The sequence below is a fragment of the Chloroflexota bacterium genome (assembly GCA_011322445.1).
Lineage (GTDB): Bacteria > Chloroflexota > Anaerolineae > Anaerolineales > DRMV01 > DRMV01.
On sequence record DRMV01000053.1, the window covers coordinates 13,670 to 35,257 of the forward strand.

Sequence of the window (21,588 nt, forward strand, 5' to 3'; positions counted from 1 at the left end):
AATTACGAATTGCGAATGGTGAATTACGAATTGCGAGTGGCGATCTGCGAACTGCGCTTCACGGCCTCGCAATTCCTCATTCCCTAACTCTATTTCCCATGGACTGGCTCACCCCCCGCCTCACCGCATCCCCCGAGCGCCCCGCCCTGATTTGGGGGCAGCATACCCTCACCTACCGGCAGTTGTGGGCATGGGCGCGCGCGCTGGAAGACACGTTTGCCCGCGCCGGCATCGCCGCGGGAAGCCGCGTGGCTGCCTTGCTGCCCAAAACGCCCGCCGCGGTGGCCGCCATCCACGCGCTGAGCCGCATGGAAGCCGTGCTCGTGCCTCTCAACCTGCGCCTGACGGTCACCGAAATGCGTACCCAACTCGCCCGCAGCCAGGCTACCCACATCGTAGCGACCGAAGAAACGGCCGCGCGGGCGCGGGAGATCCTAATTGCGAATAAGGAATTGCGAGTTAGGGGGGATACGAATGAGAAATTGCGGGTAGTGGAAGTGGCGGATTTCGCGACTCCAGATTCGCAATTCACATTTCCTAACTCGCAATTCGCAACGCCAAATTCCTCTCCCCTCGCCCTCCTCTTCACCTCCGGCACCACCGGCCAGCCCAAAGCCGCCCTGCTCACCGCGGCCAATTTTTACTGGAGCGCGGTGGCTTCGGCTTTCCGCCTGGGGGTATCACCCGGCGACCGCTGGCTGCTCACCCTGCCTCTCTACCACGTCGGCGGGTTGAGCATTCTCTTCCGCAGCGCGCTTTACGGCACTACGGTGGTGTTGCCGGAGGCTGACACCCGCTTTGACCCCTTATGGCTATACGAAACCCTGAAAAAACAGCGCATCTCGCTGGTTTCCCTCGTGCCCACCATGCTCCACCGGCTGCTGGAAGCCACCCCACAACCGCCGCCTTCCGCCCTGCGGCTGGTGCTCCTCGGCGGAGCGGCCGCACCGCCCGACCTGCTGCAACGCGCCCTCGCCCGCGGCTATCCTGTAGCGACCACCTACGGCCTGACCGAATCTGCCTCGCAAGCCGCGACCGCCGGGCCCGCAGCCGTGCGCCGCAAGCCCGGCAGCGTGGGCAAGCCCCTGCTCTACACCCAGATTCGCATTGCCGACGAAAACGGCCGCATCCTTCCCCCCGGTGAGATCGGCGAAATCCTCATCAACGGCCCCACCGTGTTCGCAGGCTACGACGGTACGCCGGAAGCCACTGCCCGCACACTGCGCGGCGGCTGGCTGCACACCGGCGACCTCGGCTACCTCAACGCCGACGGCGACCTCTGGGTGGTCAACCGCCGCCACGACCTCATCGTCACCGGCGGCGAAAATGTTTACCCCGCGGAAGTGGAAGCCGTGCTGCGGCAGCACCCCGCCGTGGCGGAAGCCTGCGTGGTGGGCCTCGTCGACGCCGAATGGGGGCAGCGCGTCGCCGCGGCGGTGGTGCTCAAACCCCAGGCTCACGCTTCCGCGGCCGACCTGGAAGCCTTCTGCCGCCAGCACCTGGCAGGCTACAAAGTGCCGCGCCTCATCCGCTTCGTGGCTTGCCTGCCGCGCACGGCTTCGGGCAAAGTTCGCCGCCCTGCCGTACAAGCCCTGCTGGCTTCCCCATGACAGCCTACACCGCGGCCAATGCCTGCGCCAGGTCGTCCAGCAAATCGGCCGTGTCTTCCACGCCCAGCGAAAGCCGCACCAGGTTATCGGGAATGCCCAACGCCTGCCGCTCTTCGGGGGACAGGTTGTAGTACGAAGCCAGCGCGGGCAAGGTGACCAACGATTCCACCCCGCCCAGCGAAGCCGCCAGAAGCGGAATGCGTAACGCGTCCACAAAGCGGGCGGTTTCTTCCAGCCCTCCTTTGACCGTAAACGACACCACCCCGCCAAAGCCGCGCATCTGTCGCCGCGCCACGGCATGGTCAGGATGCGACGACAGCCCGGGGTACCAGACCCGCTCCACCGCGGGGTGGCCTTCCAGGAACTCGGCCACCGCCTGGCCGTTGCGATTGTGCTGTGCCATCCGCAGTCCCAGCGTCCGCAGGCCGCGGGCCAGCGCAGCGGCCGTTTGGGGCGCGCACACGCCCCCCAGCACTCCCAGCGCAGCGCGCACCTGCTCCACCAGCGCAGACGCCCCCGCCACGACGCCCGCCAGCAAGTCGTGGTGCCCGCCAAGATACTTGGTCGCCGAATGCACCACCAGGTCAACGCCCAGCGCGAGCGGCTTCAGATTGATGGGGGTGGCAAAGGTCGCGTCCACCACCGCCAACGCGCCGTAAGCGTGCGCCGTGCGCGCCAGGGCTTCCAGATCGAGCACGCGCAGATAAGGGTTGGTCGGCGTTTCGGCCAGCACCAGCGCGGTTTCAGGGCGAAACACCTCGGCCAACGGGGTGTGCCAGTCCCACACGCTGACCGAGATGCCCAGGTGCGGCAAAAAATCAGTGGCAAACTGGCGGGTGCGGCGATACACCCCATCGGTGAGCACCACGTGCCGCCCGGCAGGCACCAGCGTCAACAACGTCGTCGTCACGGCGGCCATGCCGGAAGCCAGCAAAAGCGCATCCTCCGCCCCTTCCAGCGCGGCCAGGCGGCGTTCCGCATCCCGCACGGTGGGGTTGCCGTAGCGGCCATATTCCACCACCTCGGTCTGCCCCTGCTGACGGGCTTCCACAAACGCCACCAGGTCGGCAGTATTCCGAAAAACCGTGGGGGCAGAGGTCACCACCGGTTCGGTGACGGCGCGGTAGGGGTTGGGCTGCCGCCCCCCATGCACGGACGTGGTCGACGGGCCGGGGCTTGCAGCAGCGGCCACCGATTGGGCTAAGGGGAGCGTCTGAAGAGACAACACGGCACACCTCCTGGCGGGGAATAAAAAACACCCCCGGCGGCTCGGCCGGGGGCGTCGGAAGGGCGAATAAACGGTGTCTTACCCACGCGACGATGGCCCGAGAGCCGCCAGTGGCTTCGGGTTGCACATCATCATGCCCATCATCACGCGAGAGACAAGGGTTTCCATGCGCCAAAGTTTAGCCGCAAAACGCAAAAGCGTCAAGGGTCGCGAACAAAAAAGCCCTCGCTTTTTCAAGAAAGACTAAGCCCGCCAAAGCGAAGCAGCCGCTTGCACCGGGCAGGAGATGGCTTTCCCCCAACGCATTGCTTACGGTTTTGCGTCAGGCTGAAAGCCGCTCCAGCCCTTGAAGCGGAAAAAGGTCACTCGCCCCGGTCGCACCACGAATTCCTGCGAAAAGAAAGCCCCACCATACGACACAGTCAGCCGATACTTCCCTGCCGGCAGGTCGCCAAACACATAGTTTTCCCGGTAATAAGGGTCGGAATGGATCAAAGGGTTGTGTGCCGCATAAGTGTAAGTGCGCCAGTGAAAGTTCTCGTCTTCCAGCGAGGCAATGTAAACGATGTTATGGGAAAGCGGCCGCCCCCAGGAATCCAACACCTGCCCTGCGAGCACCCCGCGCCCCACAGGCGGCACCAGCCACAATTCGGGGTTGCGTGTCTCGAAAGAGACTTCCCCATCCCCCCCAAGGGAACCCAACCGCACCTCGAAATGCAAATGCGGTCCTGTGGTATGCCCCGTGTTGCCCATCCGCCCCAGCGGTGTGCCTGTTTCCACCCACCAGCCTGGCTTGACGGCAATTTCGCTCAGATGCGCATAAACCGTGTAAAGGGTGCGTCCCTTCCAGCCAAAATTGTGGCGAATGACCACAGCGAGGCCATAAGGGCCTTTCTGGCCGGGGTGGCCGCTGTTGAGGCCATAGCCCGCCCAAATCACCTGGCCGCGCCCGGCGGCCAGCACCGGCGTGCCGGGATCGCCGGGGATGTCAATGCCGGTGTGCACCTCACCGCGAAAAAACACGCCGCCGTAGCGGTAATCGGTGGTCGGTAGTTTGCCATAGAAAGCAGGGATGGGGCGGGCAAGGAAGAAATGATCGTGGAGCGTGGGCGCCCAGGGCACAGGATACATCGGCGGGCGCCAGGGCACGCGAGGCGTCGGCCCGGGGGTGGGGAAAACGACCTGCAAAGGCTCGGGAGCAGGGGGAGGCGCCTGGACGGCAAACGTGGCTGCCGCGGTGGGCTGAGCCGCCGCAATCGGGCTGGGTGACGGGGGCAGTGTCGCCGTGGGGGAAGGCAAAACCACAGGTGAAGGCTGCACCGCGCGGGGCGACGCCGTCGGCTTCCCCTGGGCGCGCGGGGCACAACCCCACAAAAGCAGCAACGCCCCCAACCACCAGACCTTCCGCCAGCGCCTGCCGCTCATGCCGGGCGTTCTTCCAGCACTTTCACCACCGCGGCGCTCATCACCGCAACCCCGCGCGGCAAAGCGGCTTCGTCGAAATCGAAGCGCGGGTGGTGGTGGGGCGCATCCAGCCCTTTGGCCGGATTGTTGGAGCCGACGAAGAAATAGCACCCCGGAATGTCATACATCATCAGCGCCATATCTTCCGAACCCATCGTGCGGGCATGGGCATCGATGACGGCATCGGGCAGCGCCTCTGTGGCCGCGGTGCGCACAAGGGCAGCCACGCGCGGGTCGTTGATGACCGCCGGGGTCAGCAAATCCAGCGCCACTTCGGCCCGGCAGCCCATAGCCTGAGCAACACCGTGCACCGTGCGGTGGAAACGCGTCCGCACCTCGCGGGTGACTTCCGGTGCAAACGTGCGAATGGTGCCTTCCAGCCGGGCGTCGGTGGGGATAATGTTGAATGCCGTGCCTGCCTGGAACATGGTCACACTTACCACCGCCGCTTCGAGAGGATCCACATGGCGAGAGACGATGCTTTGCAAAGCCGTGACCACCTGCGAGGCCGCCAGCACAGGGTCTTCCGTGGCCTGGGGCTGGGCGCCGTGACCGCCCTTGCCCACAATGCGCACCTGAAAGCGGTCAGCAGCGGCCATGGTGGGGCCATCGGCGATACCCAGCCAGCCCACGGGCTTTTCATTCCACAGGTGCATTGCGAGGGCATAATCTACACCTTCCAGCACGCCATCATTCACCATGCCTTCGGCGCCGCCCAGGCCCTCTTCAGCGGGCTGGAAAACAAACTTCACTGTGCCGCGCAGCGCGTCGCGGTGCGCCGCCAAGAGGCGCGCCACCGTCAAGCCCATTGCCATGTGCCCATCGTGGCCGCAGGCGTGCATCACGCCCGGGTTTTCGGAAGCGTACTCGGCGCCGGTTTCTTCCTGAATGGGCAGTGCGTCCATATCGGCACGCACCAGCACGGTAGGGCCCTCGGAAGCACCGCGCAGCACGCCCACCACGCCGGTTTGTCCCACCCCCTCGGTGACTTCCAGGCCAAAAGAGCGCAGTTCGCGGGCCACAATGGCTGCCGAGCGGTGCTCTTGAATGCCCAGTTCGGGGTGACGGTGGAAATCGCGCCGCAGGCTGCGGGTATAGTCGAAAAGCGCCTCGGCTTCAGAACGAAAATCAATGGCTGACATTTTCAACCTCCAACCTCAAAGCGACGAAGCCCGCCTCGCGGCGGGCAGGGTAAACAACGATGATGGGCAATCTCACCCTTTCGGGGCCGGGGTGGTAGCCTGTTCAGGGCGCTGCAATTCGTCGCGGTGGAATTCCTTCAAAGTGCCGTCGGGCAAAGCCACCAGCACGCTCTCCTTGAGGGGATACACATCCACCACCTTGCCTTCCCCTTCGGGTGTCTGCACCCGCTTTTTGCGGCGAGGAAGGTTTTTCGCTGCGGCAGCGTACTGCTCGTATTCATACACCAGGCAGCAGCGAAGCCGCCCGCACGCGCCGGTAATTTCGGAAGGCGTGAGCGAAATGCCCTGCACTTTCGCCATTTTGATAGACACCGGGTTGAACTCGGTGAGAAATTCGGCGCAGCAGCGCACCGCTCGCCCGCACGCGCCCATGCCGGGCAGTAGTTTGGCGACATCGCGCGGCCCCAGGCGGCGGAATTCCACCTGCCGGCGAGGGAATTTACGCACCAACGCATTGTGCAGCCGCCGCAGGTCAGGCCTGCCACCGCCCGAAACGCCGTAGAGGAACGTCAAATACCGCTGGTCGAAGGAAATTTCGGCTTCCACCAGTTTGATTTCAGTGCAGTTCAGTTCGCGCACCTTTTGCCGGGCTGCCAGCAGGGCCTGCAATTCGCGCTGGCGAATGAGCCGCCGCAAAGTCAGGTCGCGCCCATTGGCCTTGCGGACAATGGTGCGCCAGCCTTCCTCTGGGCGCTCAGGAGGTTCGACAAAGGTTTGCACCACTTCGCCGATTTGCGTGCCACGACGGCTGGGCACAATGACAAAATCGCCCGCGCGGAGTTCACGGCAACACGACGCGTCGTAGTGATAGACCTTGCCAACCGGGCGAAAGCGCACGCCCACAATATACGGGGTCATACCTACCCCACAAGTTTGATGTCCACCGGTCCGGCGGAGGTGCCTTTCATCGCCTGAATGCTCAATTGAGCCGCCAGTTGTTCAGCCAGGCGAATGAAAGCCTGAGCAACGGGCGAATCGGGGTTGGAAACCACAATGGGCGTCCCGCTATCGCCGCCTTCCCGCACCGCGGGGTCCATCGGGATTGCGCCCAAGAAAGGCACACCCGCTTCTTTTGCCAGGACTTCACCGCCGCCAGTGCCGAAGATATCCATCCGGGTGCCATCCGGCAGTTCCAGATAACTCATGTTTTCCACCACACCCAGCACCGGCACCTGCAACTGCTGGAACATCTGCAGGCCGCGGCTGGCATCATCCAATGAAACTTTCTGCGGCAGGGTGACAATGACGCCGCCTGAAAGCGAGAGGCTCTGCGCCAGGCTGAGGGGAGCATCACCCGTGCCCGGCGGCAGGTCCACAATCATGTAGTCGAGTTCGCCCCATTCCACATCGCTGAGGAATTGTCGAATAGCCGAGTGGAGCATGGGGCCACGCCAGATCAGCGCCTGGCCGGGTTTGACCAGAAAACCAATGGACATGACCTTGACGCCGTAGGCTTCGGCGGGCAAAAGACGGCCTTCACGAGCGGGAGGCAGGTGCTTGATGCCCATCATGGTGGGCACATTGGGGCCGTAGATATCGGCATCCATCAAACCCACGCGTGCGCCAGCCTGTGCCAGCGCCACAGCCACGTTGACGGCCACGGTGCTCTTGCCCACGCCGCCTTTCCCGGAGCCCACCGCAATCGCGTTGCGGACAGGTACTTTCAGCAGGCCACGCACCCGCCCATCGTTGGGCACTTCGGCGTCCATCTTGACTTCCACGGTCTCGACGCCGGGCAACGCAGCCACTGCATTCCGAGCATCGGCTTCCATTTTGGATTTCAGAGGGCAGGCAGGGGTGGTCAGCACAATCGTGAAGCGCACTTTGCCGCCTTCGATTTCCAGGTCGCGAATCATGCCCAGCGAAACCAAATCTTGTTTCAGGTCGGGGTCTTCTACCTGACGAAGGGCTGCGAGCACAGCCTCTGGGGTTACTTGAGCCATCATACACCTCGTAGAGGGAAATGTTGTTGTCGGCAAGCACGCCGATTATACCCGACTTTTGTGAACAAAAGATGATTGCACCTTTCCCCCACGCACAAGGCTACGCCCGCGAGATTCGCCCGGCACCCGCCACCAACGGCGAGGGCGACACGGCCGCGGGTTTTGCTGGTGCCTCGGCGTCGCTTCGCGTGCGCCCCAAAAACGCGTCGACTTCCTCACAGGCCTGCAGGTAAAGGTGCAGCAGTTCGCCATCGTCGCCTTTGAACCGCGCCACCGCTTTGCGGGCACAAAGCGCACAACCGCGAATAGCCCGCTGGCTATCGATGCTGCACGTGTTGCAACGCGCCAGGCGGCTCATCATCAGCACAAAGCCCAAATGGGCCGCCGAAGTCGCCGGGCTGCGTTGAGCCTCATCCACCAAGGCTTGCCACCGCTCACCGCGCAAGTCGCGCAGAGAGGAAATCATGCGTGAGGGAAAAAGCAATTCCAAATGCTCGTACAAAAACGCCTCCCCAAAAGGGAAAGCCCCCCAGCCGCGCCTTCGGCTCGGGGTGCCGGGCAGGCGGCAAGACACCTTGCCGCCTGCCACAATACAACAGCCCGCGTCCTACTCCTTCTTCGCTTGCTTCTTCTTGGCTTCCCGAGCAGCCTTCGCTTTCGCGCGTGCTTCGGCGGCCTTCCGCTTGGCCTCTTCGGCCTTGCGGCGGGCTTCCTCTTCACGCTCATAGTTGCGCGGGCGGATTTCGGCGTAGTACGACACCGGCTTAAGCAGTTTGTTGATATCCAAGACGTCGTCGGCAAAGCGGTCGTAGGTTGCCAGTTCGTAATCGTGGTCCATCTTGATGGCATCGAAGGGACAATATTCCGCACACAAGCCGCAGTTCATGCAGAGGTCAATGTCAATGTAAAACTCTGCCGGCTTGGGATGCGGCCGCCCCGTCTTCGGGTCCTTGGAGCGCACAATCCAGATACACTGCGCCGGGCACACTTTGGTGCAAATGCCGCACGCGGTGCAGCGGGGATCAAGCGTGCCGTCTTCCTTCTCTTCACCGACCAAAAACGGCACAAAGCGAAACTCTTCCGGCACCGGCAGTTTTTCTTCGGGGTACTGCACGGTGAAGATGCCCTTCACCTCGGTGCTGCGGCGGTATTCGATGCCTTCTTCGGTGTAATAGCGCTTCTTACCGCGCTTGAAGTCGTCCACATAGGTATCAATCAGGCGCTTGAATGTCACGCCTAAGCCTTTGAGGATTCCGGAACCATCCATGACACACTCCGTTTTAGCGGTCGGTTTCGCCCAACACGATATCGATGGAGCCGAGGATAATCACCACATCGCCCACTTTCTGGCCTTTGGTCATTTCGGCAAGGGCGGTCAGGTTGATGAACGATGGGGCGCGCACATGGTAGCGCCAGGGGTTCCCTTTGCCGTTGGAAACCACATAGAAGCCCAGTTCGCCCTTCGGGCCTTCCACACGCCCGTAAGCCTCGCCTGCGGGCACCCGATGCTGGTACTGGGGCTTGCCGGCCATAATCGGGCCTTCGGGCATTTGCTGCAAGGCCTGCTGGATGATGCGGATGCTCTGCCGCACCTCGTCCATGCGGATGAGGTAGCGGTCGTAGACATCGCCGTGATAGCGCACCGCCACATCAAAGTCGAAGCGGTCGTAGATGCTGTACGGGTCGGCGCGGCGCACATCGTACGGCACACCTGAAGCCCGCAACACCGGGCCAGCCGCCGAGTAAGCAATGGCCTGTTCGGCCGTGAGAACGCCCGTGCCTTCGCTGCGCACCCGCACGATTTCGCTGCCCGTCAAATAGCGGTCCAGTTCGTCAATGCGCCGCGGCAGACGCTCGAAGGCCAGTTCGTGGATCTTCTTCATCACATCTTCGGGAATATCCCGCGCCACGCCGCCAAAGCGGAAGTAGTTCACCATCATGCGGGAACCCGCTACCGCCTCGAAGACATCCAGAATGAGTTCGCGCTCTTCAATCGCATACAACGACGGCGTGAAGTAGGCACCCATGTCGTTGAGGAACATGCCGATGGCGAAAATGTGGTTTTGGATACGGGTGAGTTCCGCCATGATGACCCGAATGTACTCTGCCCGTTCCGGAGGCTTCACGCCCAGCAGTTTTTCCACCGCCAGGGCATAGCCAAAGTTGTTGCTCATCGGCGCCAGGTAGTCCAGGCGGTCGGTGAAGGGCATGTTCATCAGCCAGGTGTTGCGCTCGCCGATTTTCTCATGGTTGCGGTGCAAATAGCCCATCACCGGTTCCAGATCCACAATGGTTTCGCCGTCCAGCGTCACCACCATGCGGAACACACCGTGGGTGGAGGGGTGCTGCGGTCCCAGGTTGACCACAATTTGCTCGGTGGGCAAATCGTCGTCAGCCTTTTCAACCCGGCCCAATCCTTCGTAAATCAGGGCGTTGGAATTGTCAGGCACCCATCTATCGGGGTCGAAGCCCGCCGGATAATCCACGTTTTTGTCGAAGGGGTTGCGGTCTTCAATGCGGAAGAACTTCCCCTCGGGGAAACGGCTCTTGTAGGGCTTGTGATCGGCCTCGTAGTACGGCTCGCGCCAATCCTTGCGCAGCGGATGCCCCTGGAAGCCTTCCCACAGCAAAATGCGCTTCAGGTTCGGATGCCCTTCGAATTTGATGCCGAGCAAGTCCCAGGCTTCGCGCTCCTGGAAATCGGCACCGGGGTAGACCGGCACCAGCGAAGGCACCACAGGGTTTTCGCGCGGCACCTGCACTTTGAACACCAGAGCCGGGCCGCCGGTGGTCTTGTAGGCATGATAGACCACTTCCATCTTGCCTTCGGGGAGGTAATCTACCCCCGTGACCGAGGAAAGATAGTCGTAGCCCAACTCATCCCTCACGGTGGTTGCAAAATCGCGCAAGGCCTTGGCTTCCACCACATAGCCTTCATAGCCCTTACGCTCATCCTTCTTCACCACCTCAGGGAAGCGGGAAAGCAGCAATTCCTCTTCGTTCTGAAGCATTACCGTCTGTTCGCTCATGGAACCACTCCGTTTAGGCTTGGGCGGCTTCGGCAGCAGCCGCAGCCTCTTGTTCGGCCTTCTGGCGGGCGTATTCGCGAATCTGGTCGTACTCGCGCGGGTCCATAATATCGGGGCCCAGCACCGGCACCGGGATCATCTCGTCGGCGTGGCCGTAGACCTCTTTGATGGTCTGCTTGTCCACCTTTTGCTGCAGTTTCATCAGGCCATAGATCAGCGCCTGAGGGGTGGGCGGGCAGCCGGGAATGTACACATCCACCGGCAGGTATTTATCGATGCCCGAAACCACATTGTAGCCCTCTTTGAAAGGGCCACCGCCGGATGCGCAGGCCCCCATCGCCACCACATATTTGGGGCTTGCCATCTGGTTGTAAAGGCGGACGATTTGCGGCACCATTTTCTTAGTGACGGTGCCCGCCACAATCATCACGTCGGACTGGCGAGGGCTGGGGCGCATCACCTCCATGCCGAAGCGGGCGAAGTCGTAGCGCGCCGCAGCGGTACAGATCATCTCGATTGCGCAGCACGCCAGCCCGAACATCATCGGCCAGAGGGAATTCCGCCGCCCCCAGTTGTAAATCTTATCCAGCGTGGTAATTGTGACCGTGTTTTGCAGTTCTTCTGGAATGTCGTACTTGGGGGAATTCAAACCCTCATCCTTTGGTTTGGTGCTCATAAACCTTCTCCTTGAGAGTAGGATGGGACACGCTCGTCAGCCCTGCGTCTCCAGGGTCATTTCCAGCCATTCACGATAGATTGCCAACAAAATGTCATCGTTTGCCAGCGCCGGGTCATCGTCAAAACCCGGTAGCGCCAACACCCAGCGGTGGATGTCGGAGAGAGAGACCGCCGCCAAATCCACCCCCGTGTGCCGCTGCATGAGCGCTTCAGCGAGGGCATAGGTCGCTTCCCAAGTTAGCGGTTCGATCACCTGCACGCCAACCACCTCACTTTGTGCCGGATGGCACAATTATACCCCCGCTCTCCACCAATTTATAAGAAAATCCATTTGCGTAATTCGCGCGCCTGCCGCTTATTACGCAAATGGATTTTTACACAAATACCAACCTTACCGCCACCCTCTCACCCGACTACTTGACTACTTGACTACCTGACTACTTGACTACCCGACTGCCTGCCTACTCCACCGTCACCGATTTGGCAAGGTTACGCGGCTGGTCCACATCCAGGCCACGCATGGCCGCAATGTGGTAAGCCAGCATCTGCAACGGCACCACGGTGACCACCGGGCTAAGCAGCCACGGCGTGGGCGGCACCCACAAAACCGCATCGGCCACCGGCGGGAAGAGTTCGTCCCCATCAGTGGCGACGGCAATCACCGGCGCATGGCGCGCTTTGGCCTGCTCCACCTGGCTCACCATTTTGTCATACCACGGCCCCTGCGGGGCAATGGCGATAACCGGCGTTTCCTCATCCAGCAAGGCAATAGGGCCATGCTTCATCTCACCCGCCGGGTAGCCCTCTGCGTGGATATACGAAATCTCCTTGAGTTTCAAAGCGCCTTCGTAGGCCGTTGCCATATCAATGCCCCGGCCGATGTACAAACAGCTCCGCACTTCCTTCAACTGGCGCGCCACGGCGATCACTTCTTCTTCACGCTCCAGCACCTGCCCCACCAGGTCGGGGACCAGCCGTAAATCGTTGACCAACCGCCGCCGCTCGTCTGCCGGCAACGTGCCGCGCAGGTCGCCCAACAACACCGCCAGCATATACAAATCCACCAGCGGCGCGGTGTAAGCCTTGGTCGAAGCCACGCCGATTTCCGGTCCAACCTGCATCGAAATGTAGCCATCGGCAATGCGCATGGCCTGCGAGCCAATGGCATTGACAATCGACCACAGCGTGGCCCCTTTGCGCCGCCCCTCTTCCATCGCGGCGAGCGTGTCGGCGGTTTCCCCCGACTGGCTGATCGCCAGCACCACATCATCCGGCCCCACCAGCGGGTCGGCATAACGAAATTCCGAAGCCACCATGACTTCCACCGGCACCCGGGCAATACGCTCCAGCAGCACTTTGCCAACCAGCCCCGCGTGATAAGCCGTGCCACAAGCCGTAATGAAGACCTTCCGAACGCGACGGGCAAAGTCGGCCGTCAGATTGAGGGTATCGAGGAACACCCGACCCTCTTCGAAATCCACCCGCCCGGCAATGGTATCAGCCAGGCCGCGCACCTGTTCGTGGATTTCCTTTTGCATGAAGTGGCGATATTCGCCCTTTTCGGCAGCGACGGGGTCCCAGGGGACGACGGTGGGTTGCACCGGCACCGGCTCGCGGTCCAGGGTCATCACCTGAACCCCCTCGGCCTGCACCACGGCCATCTGGCGCGGCTCCAGGAAAGCCACCCGCCGCGTGTGTTCCAGAATGGCAGGCAGATCGGAAGCCACCAGCATCTCGCCTTCCCCAAAACCAATCACAATACCGCCCGCGTTGCCAAGGCGAGCGGCGACGATTTTGTCCGGCTCTAACGTGGAAATCACCACCACAGCATTGGAGCCCTCCAGCAACTGCAAAGCCTGGCGAGAAGCCTCAACCAGGTCGGCTTCCTGACTCAGGAAACGCTCAATCAGATGCGCGATGACCTCGCTATCGGTCTCGGAGCGGAACTGCGCGCCTTCCGCTGCCAATTCATCGCGCAGGGTCAGGAAGTTTTCGACAATGCCGTTATGCACCACCACCACTTTGCCGGTTTCGCTGATATGCGGGTGGGCGTTACGCCGCGAAGGCTCGCCGTGGGTAGCCCAACGGGTATGGCCGATGCCAAGGTGCCCCGACAACGGTTCGGCTTCCACCAGCGTTTGCAAACGGTGGAGTTTGCCCACCTCACGACGCACTTCCACGCCGTCGGGGGTCAGCACCGCCAGACCGGCTGAGTCGTAACCGCGATATTCCAGCCGTTTAAGGCCATTGAGCACAATAGGGGTCGCGTTGCGCGGCCCAATGTAGCCAACAATGCCACACATGAGGAGAAACCTCCAAAGCACAAGATTGTAGGGTAAGAGAAAATGCAGAATGCAACAAGATGCAGGATGCAACAGGATGCAAGATGCAAGATGCAAGATGCAAGATGCAGGTTGCAGGTTGCATCTTGGAAGGCCACCCCTCGGCGTTTTGACCGCTCGGTTACCCGTGCGGTGTTGTCGCCGAGGTTCTGCTTACCCCCTGTTGATGGAGGGACGGGGCGTGGCCACCCCGTGAGGGCATCCGCCGATCTTTCGATTTTCCCGGCACCAGCCGGTTAGCCTCACCTCGCGGTGAGGAACCCTCATCCTCGTCACCCGCGGCCTGCCGCGGGCCAGGCGCTCTTCCCTCCGTACGATGGTCAATGTTTATTCGCCACCTCCTCGTGTTTTTTCGGGTATCACGGGCACTTGCAAGGGACAATCTTACCATAAAAGGCCACCACAGCGAGCGAAAAATTGACAAAAACCTTCTCAAAAGCAGCGCTCCATGCTACACTTACGCCCGTTGCCGCGCCCAAGCGCGGACCATATTCCGCTTCCGGCCCCTCCGCCGGAGGCAACCCCGAGGAAAGGAGGTCCTATGCGTCCGTACGAGATCGTTTTCATCGCCCACCCTGACCTGGACGAGAACGCCCTCAACGAAACAACTGAAAAGGTCAAAGGGTGGATCGCCGCTGCTGGTGGCGAAGTTACCAAGGTGGAGCCCTGGGGGAAACGGCGCATGGCTTACGCCATTCGCAAACGCCGGGAAGGCTACTATGTTCTCCTGGAAGCCAACATGCCGCCCACAGCCGTGGCCGAACTGGAACGCAACATGCGCCTGCACGAACCCATCATGCGCTATCTGGTCACCCGCATGGACGAGTAAGCATCCACGTTTCCCTATCCAGCGGCTGCTTTCCCCGTTTTGATCCGCGTGTATCTGGTAAGGAGTGAATGATGAGCCGTGGTTTGAACAAGGTGATGCTGATTGGCCGCTTAGGCCGCGACCCGGAAATGCGCTACACCCCCTCGGGCCGTGCCGTGACCACCTTCAACGTGGCTACCAGCCGCAGTTGGAACACCGCCAACGGTGACCGCCGCACCGAAACCGAATGGTTTCGCGTGGTCGCCTGGGGCAACTTAGCCGAAATTTGCAACCAGTTGCTCCGCAAAGGGCAGCAAGTTTATATCGAAGGCCGCCTGAAAAACTATCGCTGGCAAGACGACAACGGCACCCAACACATCCGCACCGAAATCGTCGCCAACGAAATGATCATCCTGGGCGACCGCAAACACCTCCGAGCCGACGGCGATAACCATAGCAGCCACACCACCGAAGAAATTCCCGCCGAACACGAAGAGGCCCACGACATCCCTGAAGACGAATTCCCCTTCTAACTTCTGAAAGCACCAGCAAGGAGTTTTACCATGGCAAACAACAATCAACGGCGGCGCTATTACAGCCGCCCGAAAGTGTGCCAGTTCTGCGTTGAAAAGGTTGACCACATCGACTACAAGCAGGTTGACCTGCTGCGCCGCTACATCACCGACGACGGCAAAATTCGCCCCCGCCGCCAGACGGGCACGTGCGCCAAGCACCAGCGCCAGCTGGCGCGGGCCATCAAACGCGCCCGCCATCTGGCCCTCTTGCCCTTCGTCGGCGAAGTTTCGATCCGCTAACGTTGTTTTTTCCCCGAGTACCCTTTCAGGGCATAGGGTCTGTCGTTACCCTATGCCCTGTTGCGTAAGAAAGAGGAGATTTTTATGGCGAAACGCACAAAAGTCAAAGCCTCAGAACTCAGCCGCAAGCAGAAGCATGTTTCCCGTCGCGTGCAGCAACAGCAACGCATGATTCTGATCGGCGCGGTGGCCTTCGTCGTCGTGCTGGCCGGTATCTTGGGGTGGGGCTACCTCGATCAAACCGTCTTTCAGGCGCGCAAGCCGGTCGCGAAGGTCAACGGTGAAGTCATCACGGTTGGGCAGTTCCAAAAACGCGTCCGTTTCCAACGCGCCACCTATGTGATGCAAACCGAAAACCTCATCAAAAACCTGCAAACTCTGCTGCAAAACCCCATGCTCTTGGGCTATTTCGGCCAGCAACTGCAGGCATGGACGCAGGAACTCAACAACCCTCAAACGATGGGACAAAAGGTCATCCAGGGGTTGGTGGATGAAACGCTCATCATCCAGGAAGCCAAAGCCCGCGGCATCACCGTGACCGAGGCCGAGGTGGATCAGGCCCTGCAGGAAGCCTGGGGCTATTACCCCAACGGCACGCCAACGCCCGAAGCCGTGCCCACGGAAATGCCCACGCCGACGTATTCCCCCACCCAGTTGGCGCTGTTGCCGCCGACGCCCACGCCACTGCCGCCTACGGCCACACCCGCGGTTTCCCCTACGCCCACCGCTACCTTCCCACCCACGGTGCCACCGCCAACCCCCACCCCCTACACCAAAGAGGCTTACCAGAAGGCCTTCCAGAATTATCTTGACCAAATGGAAAAACTGGCCGGGCTGAGCGAAGAAGATATCCGCGACATCATGCGCGACCAAATTTACCGCAAGAAACTGTATGAGGCCATCACCGCCAACCTTCCCCATACACAAGAGGAGGTACTGGCGCGGCACATTTTGGTGAAAGACGAAAAAACCGCGCAGGAAGTGCGCCAAAAATTGCTCAACGGCGGCAGTTGGAGCGAACTGGCAAAAGAATACTCCATCGACCCCGGCAGCAAAGACAAAGGCGGCATGTTGGGTTGGTTTGGTCGCGGCCAGATGGTCAAAGCCTTCGAAGACGCAGCCTTCAGCCTGAAAGTTGGCGAAATCAGCCAACCGGTGCAAACCCAATACGGATGGCACATCATCCAGGTGCTGGGGCACGAAGAGCGGCCGGTAAGCAACTACGAATACCAGAACCTGCAACAACAGGCCTTCCAGAACTGGCTGGCACAGGCCAAAGCCAAAGCCAAGATCGAAATTTACGACATCTGGCAGCAATTCATCCCCACCGACCCCAAACTCCCCCCCGACATCGAACAACAAGTGCAGGCAATCCTCTCAAGCCTCCAACAGCAACAACAGCAACAGTTGCCTGTACCCACGCAGCCGTAACCCCCAAACCTCGCGACTTTCGCACCGGCACGGTGAGCACACATCACCGTGCCGGTGTTTTTTCTTCGCCGTTTATTTTCTCAAAGAGGTTATGGAGAATAAGCGGAGCGACCAGCCAGGTCACGCCCTCAGCGATACCGCCGTACGGCCCGGGCAATGCGTTCCAGGCCCTCTTCCAGCATCGGGCGGGGACAGCCGAAGTTGAGCCGCACGAAACCTTCCCCGCCGGCGCCGAAGGCCGCGCCTTCGTTGAGCACGACCTTCCCTTCCCGCAGGAGGAACTCGTGGGGGCTGCCGGATATGCCACGCTCACGCATCCAGTCCCCAAAATCCAGCCAGGCGAGGTAGGTCGCTTCGGGCACGGTGGTGCGGATGCCGGGGAGCGCCTCGCGCACGAAATTTACCACCAGGTCGCGGTTGGCGGTGAGGTAGGCTTTGAGTTCCTCCAACCAGTCGTCGCACGCCCCGGAAAACGCCACCTCAGCCGCAATTTGCCCCAGGCTGTTGGTGTGCAGCGTCAGCCGCTCCACCTCATGTTTGTACCGCTCCCGCAGTTCGGGGTTGGGCACGATAGCAAAGCCGGTGAATAGCCCAGCGACGTTGAAAGTCTTGCTCGCGGCAACCAACGTTATGCTTTGGGCTTCGATTTCAGGCGAGAGGGTGGCAATGGGAATATGCCGGGTATCGCCCAAGAGCAACTCGCTGTGGATTTCATCGGAGCAGATGAGCATCCCCTCGCGCAGCGCGATCTCGGCCATACGCTCCAGGGTGGCCCGATCGTAGGCGTTGCCAGTGGGGTTGTGAGGGTTACAGAGCAAGAAGGTTTTGGTGCGCGCCCCCCGGGAATGGATTGCTTGCTCGAAAATTGCGAAGTCCACCTCGTAGCGCAGGGTATGTTGCCTTTTGACTGCCCGCAAGGGGGCATCTTGCCGCACCAGCCCCAGGTTTTCGGAAACTTTGAGAAAGGGGAAGTACACCGGCGGCTGGATGAGAATACCATCGCCAGGGGAGGAGACGATGGCCGCGGCAATGTTGAAGCCGGTCACCAGCCCGGGGACGGGGATGACGGCGTCCGGGTCGACATGCCAGCCGTAGAGCCGTTCCATCCGCCCGGCCACGGCCTCCAGCAGTGCACGGCGGGGGAATTCGTAGCCCAACACGCCGTGGTCGATGGCGCGACGCAGCGCGTCGAGGATGGACGGCGGTGCGGAAAAATCCATATCGGCCACCCACATGGGCAACGCATCAGCAGGGTAAGCCGTCCACTTGAGGCTGTTGGTGTGGCGGCGGTCGATGATCTGGTCGAAGTTATAGGGCATGGGCTTTTTCCTGGGAGGGATGGGGGCGAAGTACGAAACGCCACGAAACTGCGGGGGGTATTTTACCGCATCCAGGGTGGTTGTTCAAACGAGGGCAGAGGGCTTCCACCCTTATATCTGGGGGAAACGCCCAAATACCCCAAACTATGCGGCCAGAGTGAGTTAGCGGAATGTAACCATGTGAATAAAAAACAGCCCCGGATTAGTCTCAGGGCTGTTTGGGGTTTAGGGTGAAAGAGATTTACTGGCCCGCTTTAGTTTGAAGATACTCGATAAAACTATTCAGTAGAGGGCCAGGCACGCGATTGGAGGAAGTGACGCTGGCCCGTTTGGCTTGCGCCGTAGCGATCTCCTGGGGTGAAAGGCCGCTGGTATTGCCGCCGCCACCGCCACCCATGCCGGGCACCATGCCCGCAGGGGGCTGCCCCATGCCGCCGCCGGGGCCGGTGCCACCGCCCTGACCGGCGACACCCATTTCCTGCATAAAAGACCGCATTTCGTCCAGAGTAACGTTCATCGCGGCAATGGCTTCCAGTTGTTCGGGCGTCATGACCTGCTTGATTTGCTTCAGCACGGCTTCCACTTCCTCAGGCGCGGCGGTGTCGCTGGTGCTGAGGGTCTGGAAGAGCTGCCAGAGGGGGAGGAGTTTGGCAGCCTGTTCAGCGGTGATGTCCTGCGGGGTACCGTCCAGTTTCCACGTGCCCACCAGCAAAACGACGGATTCGGGGGCGTCGGTTTGCGCGGTCACGTCCGCGGCCTGGTCGGTGGCTTCAGCCGCTTCGTCAGAGGAAGAACAGGCCGCAAGCCCCAGCGCAAGCACGCTGAGCAGGGCGAGGATGCGAAATAAGGTGTGTTTTTTCATCAGGTTCTCTCCAAGAATGCGATAGATCGTGCAAGGCTAAGTTTTGAGGAATTACTCATAGCGCAAGGCTTCGATGGGGTCGAGTTGTGCGGCTTTGGTGGCTGGGTAGTAGCCAAAGAATGCGCCGACGACAGCCGCGGAGCCGAAGGCCAAAGCGATGGATTCGGGCACGATGACCGTGCGCATATCGCTGATTGAGCCAAAGACGTAAGCGCCGCCGACGCCTAAAGCAATGCCAATGATGCCACCCGCGGTGCTCAGCAAAAGTGCTTCAACCAGGAACTGCATCTGGATGTCTTCAGGCATGGCCCCAATGGCCTGGCGGATGCCGATTTCGCGTGTACGCTCGGTCACGCTAACCAGCATGATGTTCATGATACCGATACCGCCGACGATGAGAGATACCCCAGCCACCCAGGCCAGGAGGGAACGAAAGGCCGCGGTGGTGGCCTCCTGGGTTGCGATGATGTCTTGCTGCGTGGTGATGGTGAAATCGGCGGAATCCAGCGACACATCATGCCGCTTCGCCAGCAAAAGACCAATTTGCGTGATGACCTCTTCGGGGTCCGCGTCGGGCGCGACTTCCACATAGATGAGACGCACGCGGTCACCCCGCAGTTTGGCCAGGTTGGAAGGCGTGAATTTTTGGAACACCACGGTAATAGGCATGTAGAGCCGTGCGTCGTAGTCCACTTCGCCGACCAACCCTTTGGGGGCCAGCACACCGATGACGGTCATTTTGACATTACCCACGGTGATCACTTCGCCCAGGGGGTTGGCGTTGCCAAAGAGCTCTTCGGCCAGGCTGCTCCCCAACACCACCACTTTTTGTTTGCGGTCCAGCTCCAATTGGTTGAAGTAGCGTCCCTCTGCAACGTCAATGTCGCGCACCGAGGGGAAGTCGGGCGTGGTGCCCAGAATGGTGATACTCTCCAGGGTGGTGCCGTTGGCTTTGACGTTGGCCGCAGCGTTTTGCTCAACCACTACGCCGGCCACGCCTTTGACTTGCTCGGCAATAGCCGTGGCATCGTCGAAAACCAGCCCCTGGTTGGGGTTGCTTCCCAGACCACCCCGGGCAAAGCTGGACTGGACGAACAGCAGGTTCGTTCCCAGGCTGGTGATTTCTTCCTGGATGGTGGCTTCAGTGCCCGCGCTGACCGCAACCATCACGATGACCGCGGCCACGCCGATAATCACGCCCAGCATGGTAAGCATCGAGCGCACGGAGTTTTTCCAGATGGCTTCTGCTGCCACGCGAAGGATCTCTCGCCATTTCATGCGGCTACCCTCGCTTTCGTTTTTTCGTTATGGACAATCCGTTCCACCTTGCCATCACGCAAATGGATGATGCGTTCAGCGTATTCTGCGGTTTCTTCGTCATGGGTGACCATCACGATGGTACGGCCGCGTTCATGAAGGTCCTTGAGCAGGCTCATGATTTCCAGGCCGGATTTGCTATCCAGGTTGCCAGTAGGCTCGTCTGCGATGATGAGCACCGGGTCGTTGACCAGCGCCCGAGCAATGGCTACCCGCTGTTGCTGCCCACCGGAAAGTTCGTGAGGCTGGTGGTCTAAGCGGTCTTCCAGGCCTACCAGGGTGAGCATTTCGCGCGCGCGGGCTTCCATTTCCTGCATATTGAGGTGCTTGGTACGGTCGTAAATCAGCGGCAGGATGACGTTACGGACCGCGCTGGTGCGGGGCAGCAGGTTGTAAGCCTGGAAAATGAAGCCCAGTTTGCGGTTGCGGATGGTAGCCAGCTGACGGCGGTCCAGGCCACTGACGTCTTCGCCACCCAGGTAGTAAGTACCCGAGGTGGGGCGGGCGAGGCAGCCCAAAATGTTCATCAGGGTGCTCTTACCCGAGCCCGAAGGCCCCATGATGGCCACAAATTCGCCGCGTTCTACGGTGATGCTGACACCATCCAGAGCGTGAACTGTGGCATCGCCCACACCATAGACTTGTTTCAAGTCGTGAGTTTCGATGATAGGCGTGCTCATTTTTCGGTCTCCACCAGCCCGGTGGTTACGATTTCGCCCGCTTCCAGGCCCGATTTAATTTCCGCGTAGAACATATCTTTCAGGCCAACCTCAACCATGCGCAGGGTGGGTTCGCCGTTTTCCAGCACGAAGACAGCATACTGCCCCAGGGAGATTTCGCGCAGGGCTTCGACGGGCACCAGCAGGACGCCCTCGGCTTTGCCGCCAATGACATCCACAGCCGCGGCCGCGCCAATGGGCAGGCGGAGCCCATTTTGGTTAGTGTCGAGGGCTACCAGGCCATGAACCAACATGGTGCCGCTTTCGTTCACCAGTGCAGGGTCAAGTCGCACAACCTTGCCGGTGTAGGTTTTGTCTTCCACCGCGTCGAAGGTGACTTCGGCATCATAACCGGGCGCGATCTTGTCCCAGTCGATTTCGTCCAGATAGACGTCAACGTAGGGGTGATCGGTATCTGCAATGGTCACCACGTTGGCAGTGTTGGTAACGCGCTGCCCCACGGCCAGGTTGAGTGCGGTGATAGTGCCAGCCACGGGCGCATGCAGTTCAGTGTCGGCCAGGGCTTGTTGAGCGTCTTCCAGTTCCTGACGAGCGGCTTCCAGTTGAGCCAGTTTGGCGCCGCTGGCCTCAGGAGGCAACTCTCCGCCGTTGAGCGCGGCCAGATACCATTGGGCTTCCTGCAAACGGGCTTGCGCGACGTGATAGTCGGCCCAGCCTAAGACTCTATCCGAAAAATCGGAAAGGAGTTGAAAAAGAAGGCGTAACCTGCTAAAAAGGGTGTCCCAAAACCACTTTAGCGAGGTTACGCCATGCGCAGAAATCCTAACACAAAACCAGCCAGCCCGGACTATTTTCGTGTA

The 21,588-nt window shown here is 60.7% G+C and carries 21 protein-coding genes; 6 read left to right on the forward strand and 15 right to left on the reverse strand.

Translation table 11 applies throughout. From position 1 onward, the window contains the following. Window positions 1-98 precede the first annotated feature (98 nt). Window positions 99-1,610, forward strand: coding sequence for an o-succinylbenzoate--CoA ligase (menE, locus tag ENJ54_11995; GenBank protein ID HFC10552.1), 1,512 nt, complete (start codon window positions 99-101; stop codon window positions 1,608-1,610). A gap of 4 nt (window positions 1,611-1,614) precedes the next feature. Here menE and ENJ54_12000 read toward each other — a convergent pair whose 3' ends face one another. From ENJ54_12000 to glmS, 11 genes are all read right to left on the reverse strand, one after another. Beyond that, the gene (locus ENJ54_12000; GenBank protein HFC10553.1) at window positions 1,615-2,802 is read right to left on the reverse strand and encodes an aminotransferase class I/II-fold pyridoxal phosphate-dependent enzyme; all 1,188 of its coding nucleotides are present in this window, start codon (window positions 2,800-2,802) and stop codon (window positions 1,615-1,617) included. A 345-nt stretch (window positions 2,803-3,147) separates the two neighbouring features. Continuing rightward, window positions 3,148-4,263, reverse strand: a complete 1,116-nt coding sequence (locus ENJ54_12005) for a hypothetical protein (GenBank protein ID HFC10554.1) — start codon at window positions 4,261-4,263, stop codon at window positions 3,148-3,150. Then, entirely contained in the window at window positions 4,260-5,444 is a 1,185-nt protein-coding gene (locus tag ENJ54_12010) for an amidohydrolase (protein HFC10555.1), read from the reverse strand. The genes ENJ54_12005 and ENJ54_12010 overlap by 4 nt, the downstream gene beginning before the upstream one ends. A gap of 72 nt (window positions 5,445-5,516) precedes the next feature. Then, window positions 5,517-6,362 (reverse strand): stage 0 sporulation protein, encoded by an 846-nt coding sequence (locus tag ENJ54_12015; GenBank protein ID HFC10556.1) that lies wholly within the window; start codon window positions 6,360-6,362, stop codon window positions 5,517-5,519. A gap of 2 nt (window positions 6,363-6,364) precedes the next feature. Beyond that, entirely contained in the window at window positions 6,365-7,450 is a 1,086-nt protein-coding gene (locus ENJ54_12020) for an MRP family ATP-binding protein (protein HFC10557.1), read from the reverse strand. Window positions 7,451-7,547: 97 nt separating this feature from the next. Continuing rightward, entirely contained in the window at window positions 7,548-7,913 is a 366-nt protein-coding gene (locus ENJ54_12025) for a hypothetical protein (GenBank protein ID HFC10558.1), read from the reverse strand. A gap of 141 nt (window positions 7,914-8,054) precedes the next feature. After that, window positions 8,055-8,714, reverse strand: coding sequence for a 4Fe-4S dicluster domain-containing protein (locus ENJ54_12030; GenBank protein ID HFC10559.1), 660 nt, complete (start codon window positions 8,712-8,714; stop codon window positions 8,055-8,057). Window positions 8,715-8,727: 13 nt separating this feature from the next. Next, window positions 8,728-10,476 (reverse strand): NADH-quinone oxidoreductase subunit D, encoded by a 1,749-nt coding sequence (locus ENJ54_12035; protein ID HFC10560.1) that lies wholly within the window; start codon window positions 10,474-10,476, stop codon window positions 8,728-8,730. 13 nt (window positions 10,477-10,489) lie between these two features. Further along, window positions 10,490-11,152 carry an NADH-quinone oxidoreductase subunit B gene (locus tag ENJ54_12040; protein HFC10561.1) on the reverse strand — a complete coding sequence of 221 codons (663 nt, stop codon included), beginning with the start codon at window positions 11,150-11,152 and terminating at the stop codon, window positions 10,490-10,492. Window positions 11,153-11,188: 36 nt separating this feature from the next. Then, window positions 11,189-11,413 carry a Fe-S assembly protein IscX gene (iscX, locus tag ENJ54_12045; protein HFC10562.1) on the reverse strand — a complete coding sequence of 75 codons (225 nt, stop codon included), beginning with the start codon at window positions 11,411-11,413 and terminating at the stop codon, window positions 11,189-11,191. Between the two features lie 202 nt (window positions 11,414-11,615). Next, window positions 11,616-13,457, reverse strand: coding sequence for a glutamine--fructose-6-phosphate transaminase (isomerizing) (gene glmS, locus ENJ54_12050; GenBank protein ID HFC10563.1), 1,842 nt, complete (start codon window positions 13,455-13,457; stop codon window positions 11,616-11,618). Between the two features lie 487 nt (window positions 13,458-13,944). On the opposite strand from glmS, the gene ENJ54_12055 reads away from it, so the two are divergent. The 4 genes from ENJ54_12055 (at window position 13,945) to ENJ54_12070 (ending at window position 16,550) form a co-directional block, all read left to right on the forward strand. Then, window positions 13,945-14,325 carry a 30S ribosomal protein S6 gene (locus tag ENJ54_12055; GenBank protein ID HFC10564.1) on the forward strand — a complete coding sequence of 127 codons (381 nt, stop codon included), beginning with the start codon at window positions 13,945-13,947 and terminating at the stop codon, window positions 14,323-14,325. 71 nt (window positions 14,326-14,396) lie between these two features. Then, window positions 14,397-14,837, forward strand: a complete 441-nt coding sequence (locus tag ENJ54_12060) for a single-stranded DNA-binding protein (protein ID HFC10565.1) — start codon at window positions 14,397-14,399, stop codon at window positions 14,835-14,837. Between the two features lie 30 nt (window positions 14,838-14,867). Next, entirely contained in the window at window positions 14,868-15,119 is a 252-nt protein-coding gene (gene rpsR / locus ENJ54_12065; protein HFC10566.1) for a 30S ribosomal protein S18, read from the forward strand. Window positions 15,120-15,203: 84 nt separating this feature from the next. Further along, window positions 15,204-16,550, forward strand: a complete 1,347-nt coding sequence (locus ENJ54_12070) for a hypothetical protein (protein ID HFC10567.1) — start codon at window positions 15,204-15,206, stop codon at window positions 16,548-16,550. A 128-nt stretch (window positions 16,551-16,678) separates the two neighbouring features. Here ENJ54_12070 and ENJ54_12075 read toward each other — a convergent pair whose 3' ends face one another. Beyond that, a complete protein-coding gene (locus ENJ54_12075) occupies window positions 16,679-17,869 on the reverse strand; it encodes a pyridoxal phosphate-dependent aminotransferase (GenBank protein HFC10568.1) in 1,191 nt (396 codons plus the stop codon). Between the two features lie 535 nt (window positions 17,870-18,404). Here ENJ54_12075 and ENJ54_12080 point away from each other — a divergent pair. Next, window positions 18,405-18,716: a hypothetical protein gene (locus ENJ54_12080; GenBank protein HFC10569.1), complete on the forward strand. Its 312-nt coding sequence runs from the start codon at window positions 18,405-18,407 to the stop codon at window positions 18,714-18,716. A 66-nt stretch (window positions 18,717-18,782) separates the two neighbouring features. Here ENJ54_12080 and ENJ54_12085 read toward each other — a convergent pair whose 3' ends face one another. The 3 genes from ENJ54_12085 to ENJ54_12095 form a co-directional block, all read right to left on the reverse strand. Further along, entirely contained in the window at window positions 18,783-20,009 is a 1,227-nt protein-coding gene (locus ENJ54_12085) for an FtsX-like permease family protein (GenBank protein ID HFC10570.1), read from the reverse strand. Continuing rightward, complete coding sequence (locus ENJ54_12090; protein ID HFC10571.1) at window positions 20,006-20,728, reverse strand: ABC transporter ATP-binding protein; 723 nt, start codon at window positions 20,726-20,728, stop codon at window positions 20,006-20,008. The genes ENJ54_12085 and ENJ54_12090 overlap by 4 nt, the downstream gene beginning before the upstream one ends. Beyond that, window positions 20,725-21,588: efflux RND transporter periplasmic adaptor subunit (locus ENJ54_12095; protein HFC10572.1), on the reverse strand; the 864-nt coding region annotated here is incomplete at its 5' end. The genes ENJ54_12090 and ENJ54_12095, both read right to left, overlap by 4 nt.

Excerpts from the sequence above, each read along its gene's own strand:
- menE (HFC10552.1), top strand. The coding sequence starts at position 99 with ATGGACTGGCTCACCCCCCGCCTCACCGCATCCCCCGAGCGCCCCGCC.
- ENJ54_12005 (HFC10554.1), bottom strand. The coding sequence starts at position 4,263 with ATGAGCGGCAGGCGCTGGCGGAAGGTCTGGTGGTTGGGGGCGTTGCTG.
- ENJ54_12010 (HFC10555.1), bottom strand. The coding sequence starts at position 5,444 with ATGTCAGCCATTGATTTTCGTTCTGAAGCCGAGGCGCTTTTCGACTAT.
- ENJ54_12015 (HFC10556.1), bottom strand. The coding sequence starts at position 6,362 with ATGACCCCGTATATTGTGGGCGTGCGCTTTCGCCCGGTTGGCAAGGTC.
- ENJ54_12020 (HFC10557.1), bottom strand. The coding sequence starts at position 7,450 with ATGATGGCTCAAGTAACCCCAGAGGCTGTGCTCGCAGCCCTTCGTCAG.
- ENJ54_12025 (HFC10558.1), bottom strand. The coding sequence starts at position 7,913 with ATGATTTCCTCTCTGCGCGACTTGCGCGGTGAGCGGTGGCAAGCCTTG.
- ENJ54_12030 (HFC10559.1), bottom strand. The coding sequence starts at position 8,714 with ATGGATGGTTCCGGAATCCTCAAAGGCTTAGGCGTGACATTCAAGCGC.
- ENJ54_12035 (HFC10560.1), bottom strand. The coding sequence starts at position 10,476 with ATGAGCGAACAGACGGTAATGCTTCAGAACGAAGAGGAATTGCTGCTT.
- ENJ54_12040 (HFC10561.1), bottom strand. The coding sequence starts at position 11,152 with ATGAGCACCAAACCAAAGGATGAGGGTTTGAATTCCCCCAAGTACGAC.
- glmS (HFC10563.1), bottom strand. The coding sequence starts at position 13,457 with ATGTGTGGCATTGTTGGCTACATTGGGCCGCGCAACGCGACCCCTATT.
- ENJ54_12055 (HFC10564.1), top strand. The coding sequence starts at position 13,945 with ATGCTACACTTACGCCCGTTGCCGCGCCCAAGCGCGGACCATATTCCG.
- ENJ54_12060 (HFC10565.1), top strand. The coding sequence starts at position 14,397 with ATGAGCCGTGGTTTGAACAAGGTGATGCTGATTGGCCGCTTAGGCCGC.
- rpsR (HFC10566.1), top strand. The coding sequence starts at position 14,868 with ATGGCAAACAACAATCAACGGCGGCGCTATTACAGCCGCCCGAAAGTG.
- ENJ54_12070 (HFC10567.1), top strand. The coding sequence starts at position 15,204 with ATGGCGAAACGCACAAAAGTCAAAGCCTCAGAACTCAGCCGCAAGCAG.
- ENJ54_12075 (HFC10568.1), bottom strand. The coding sequence starts at position 17,869 with ATGCCCTATAACTTCGACCAGATCATCGACCGCCGCCACACCAACAGC.
- ENJ54_12085 (HFC10570.1), bottom strand. The coding sequence starts at position 20,009 with ATGAAATGGCGAGAGATCCTTCGCGTGGCAGCAGAAGCCATCTGGAAA.
- ENJ54_12090 (HFC10571.1), bottom strand. The coding sequence starts at position 20,728 with ATGAGCACGCCTATCATCGAAACTCACGACTTGAAACAAGTCTATGGT.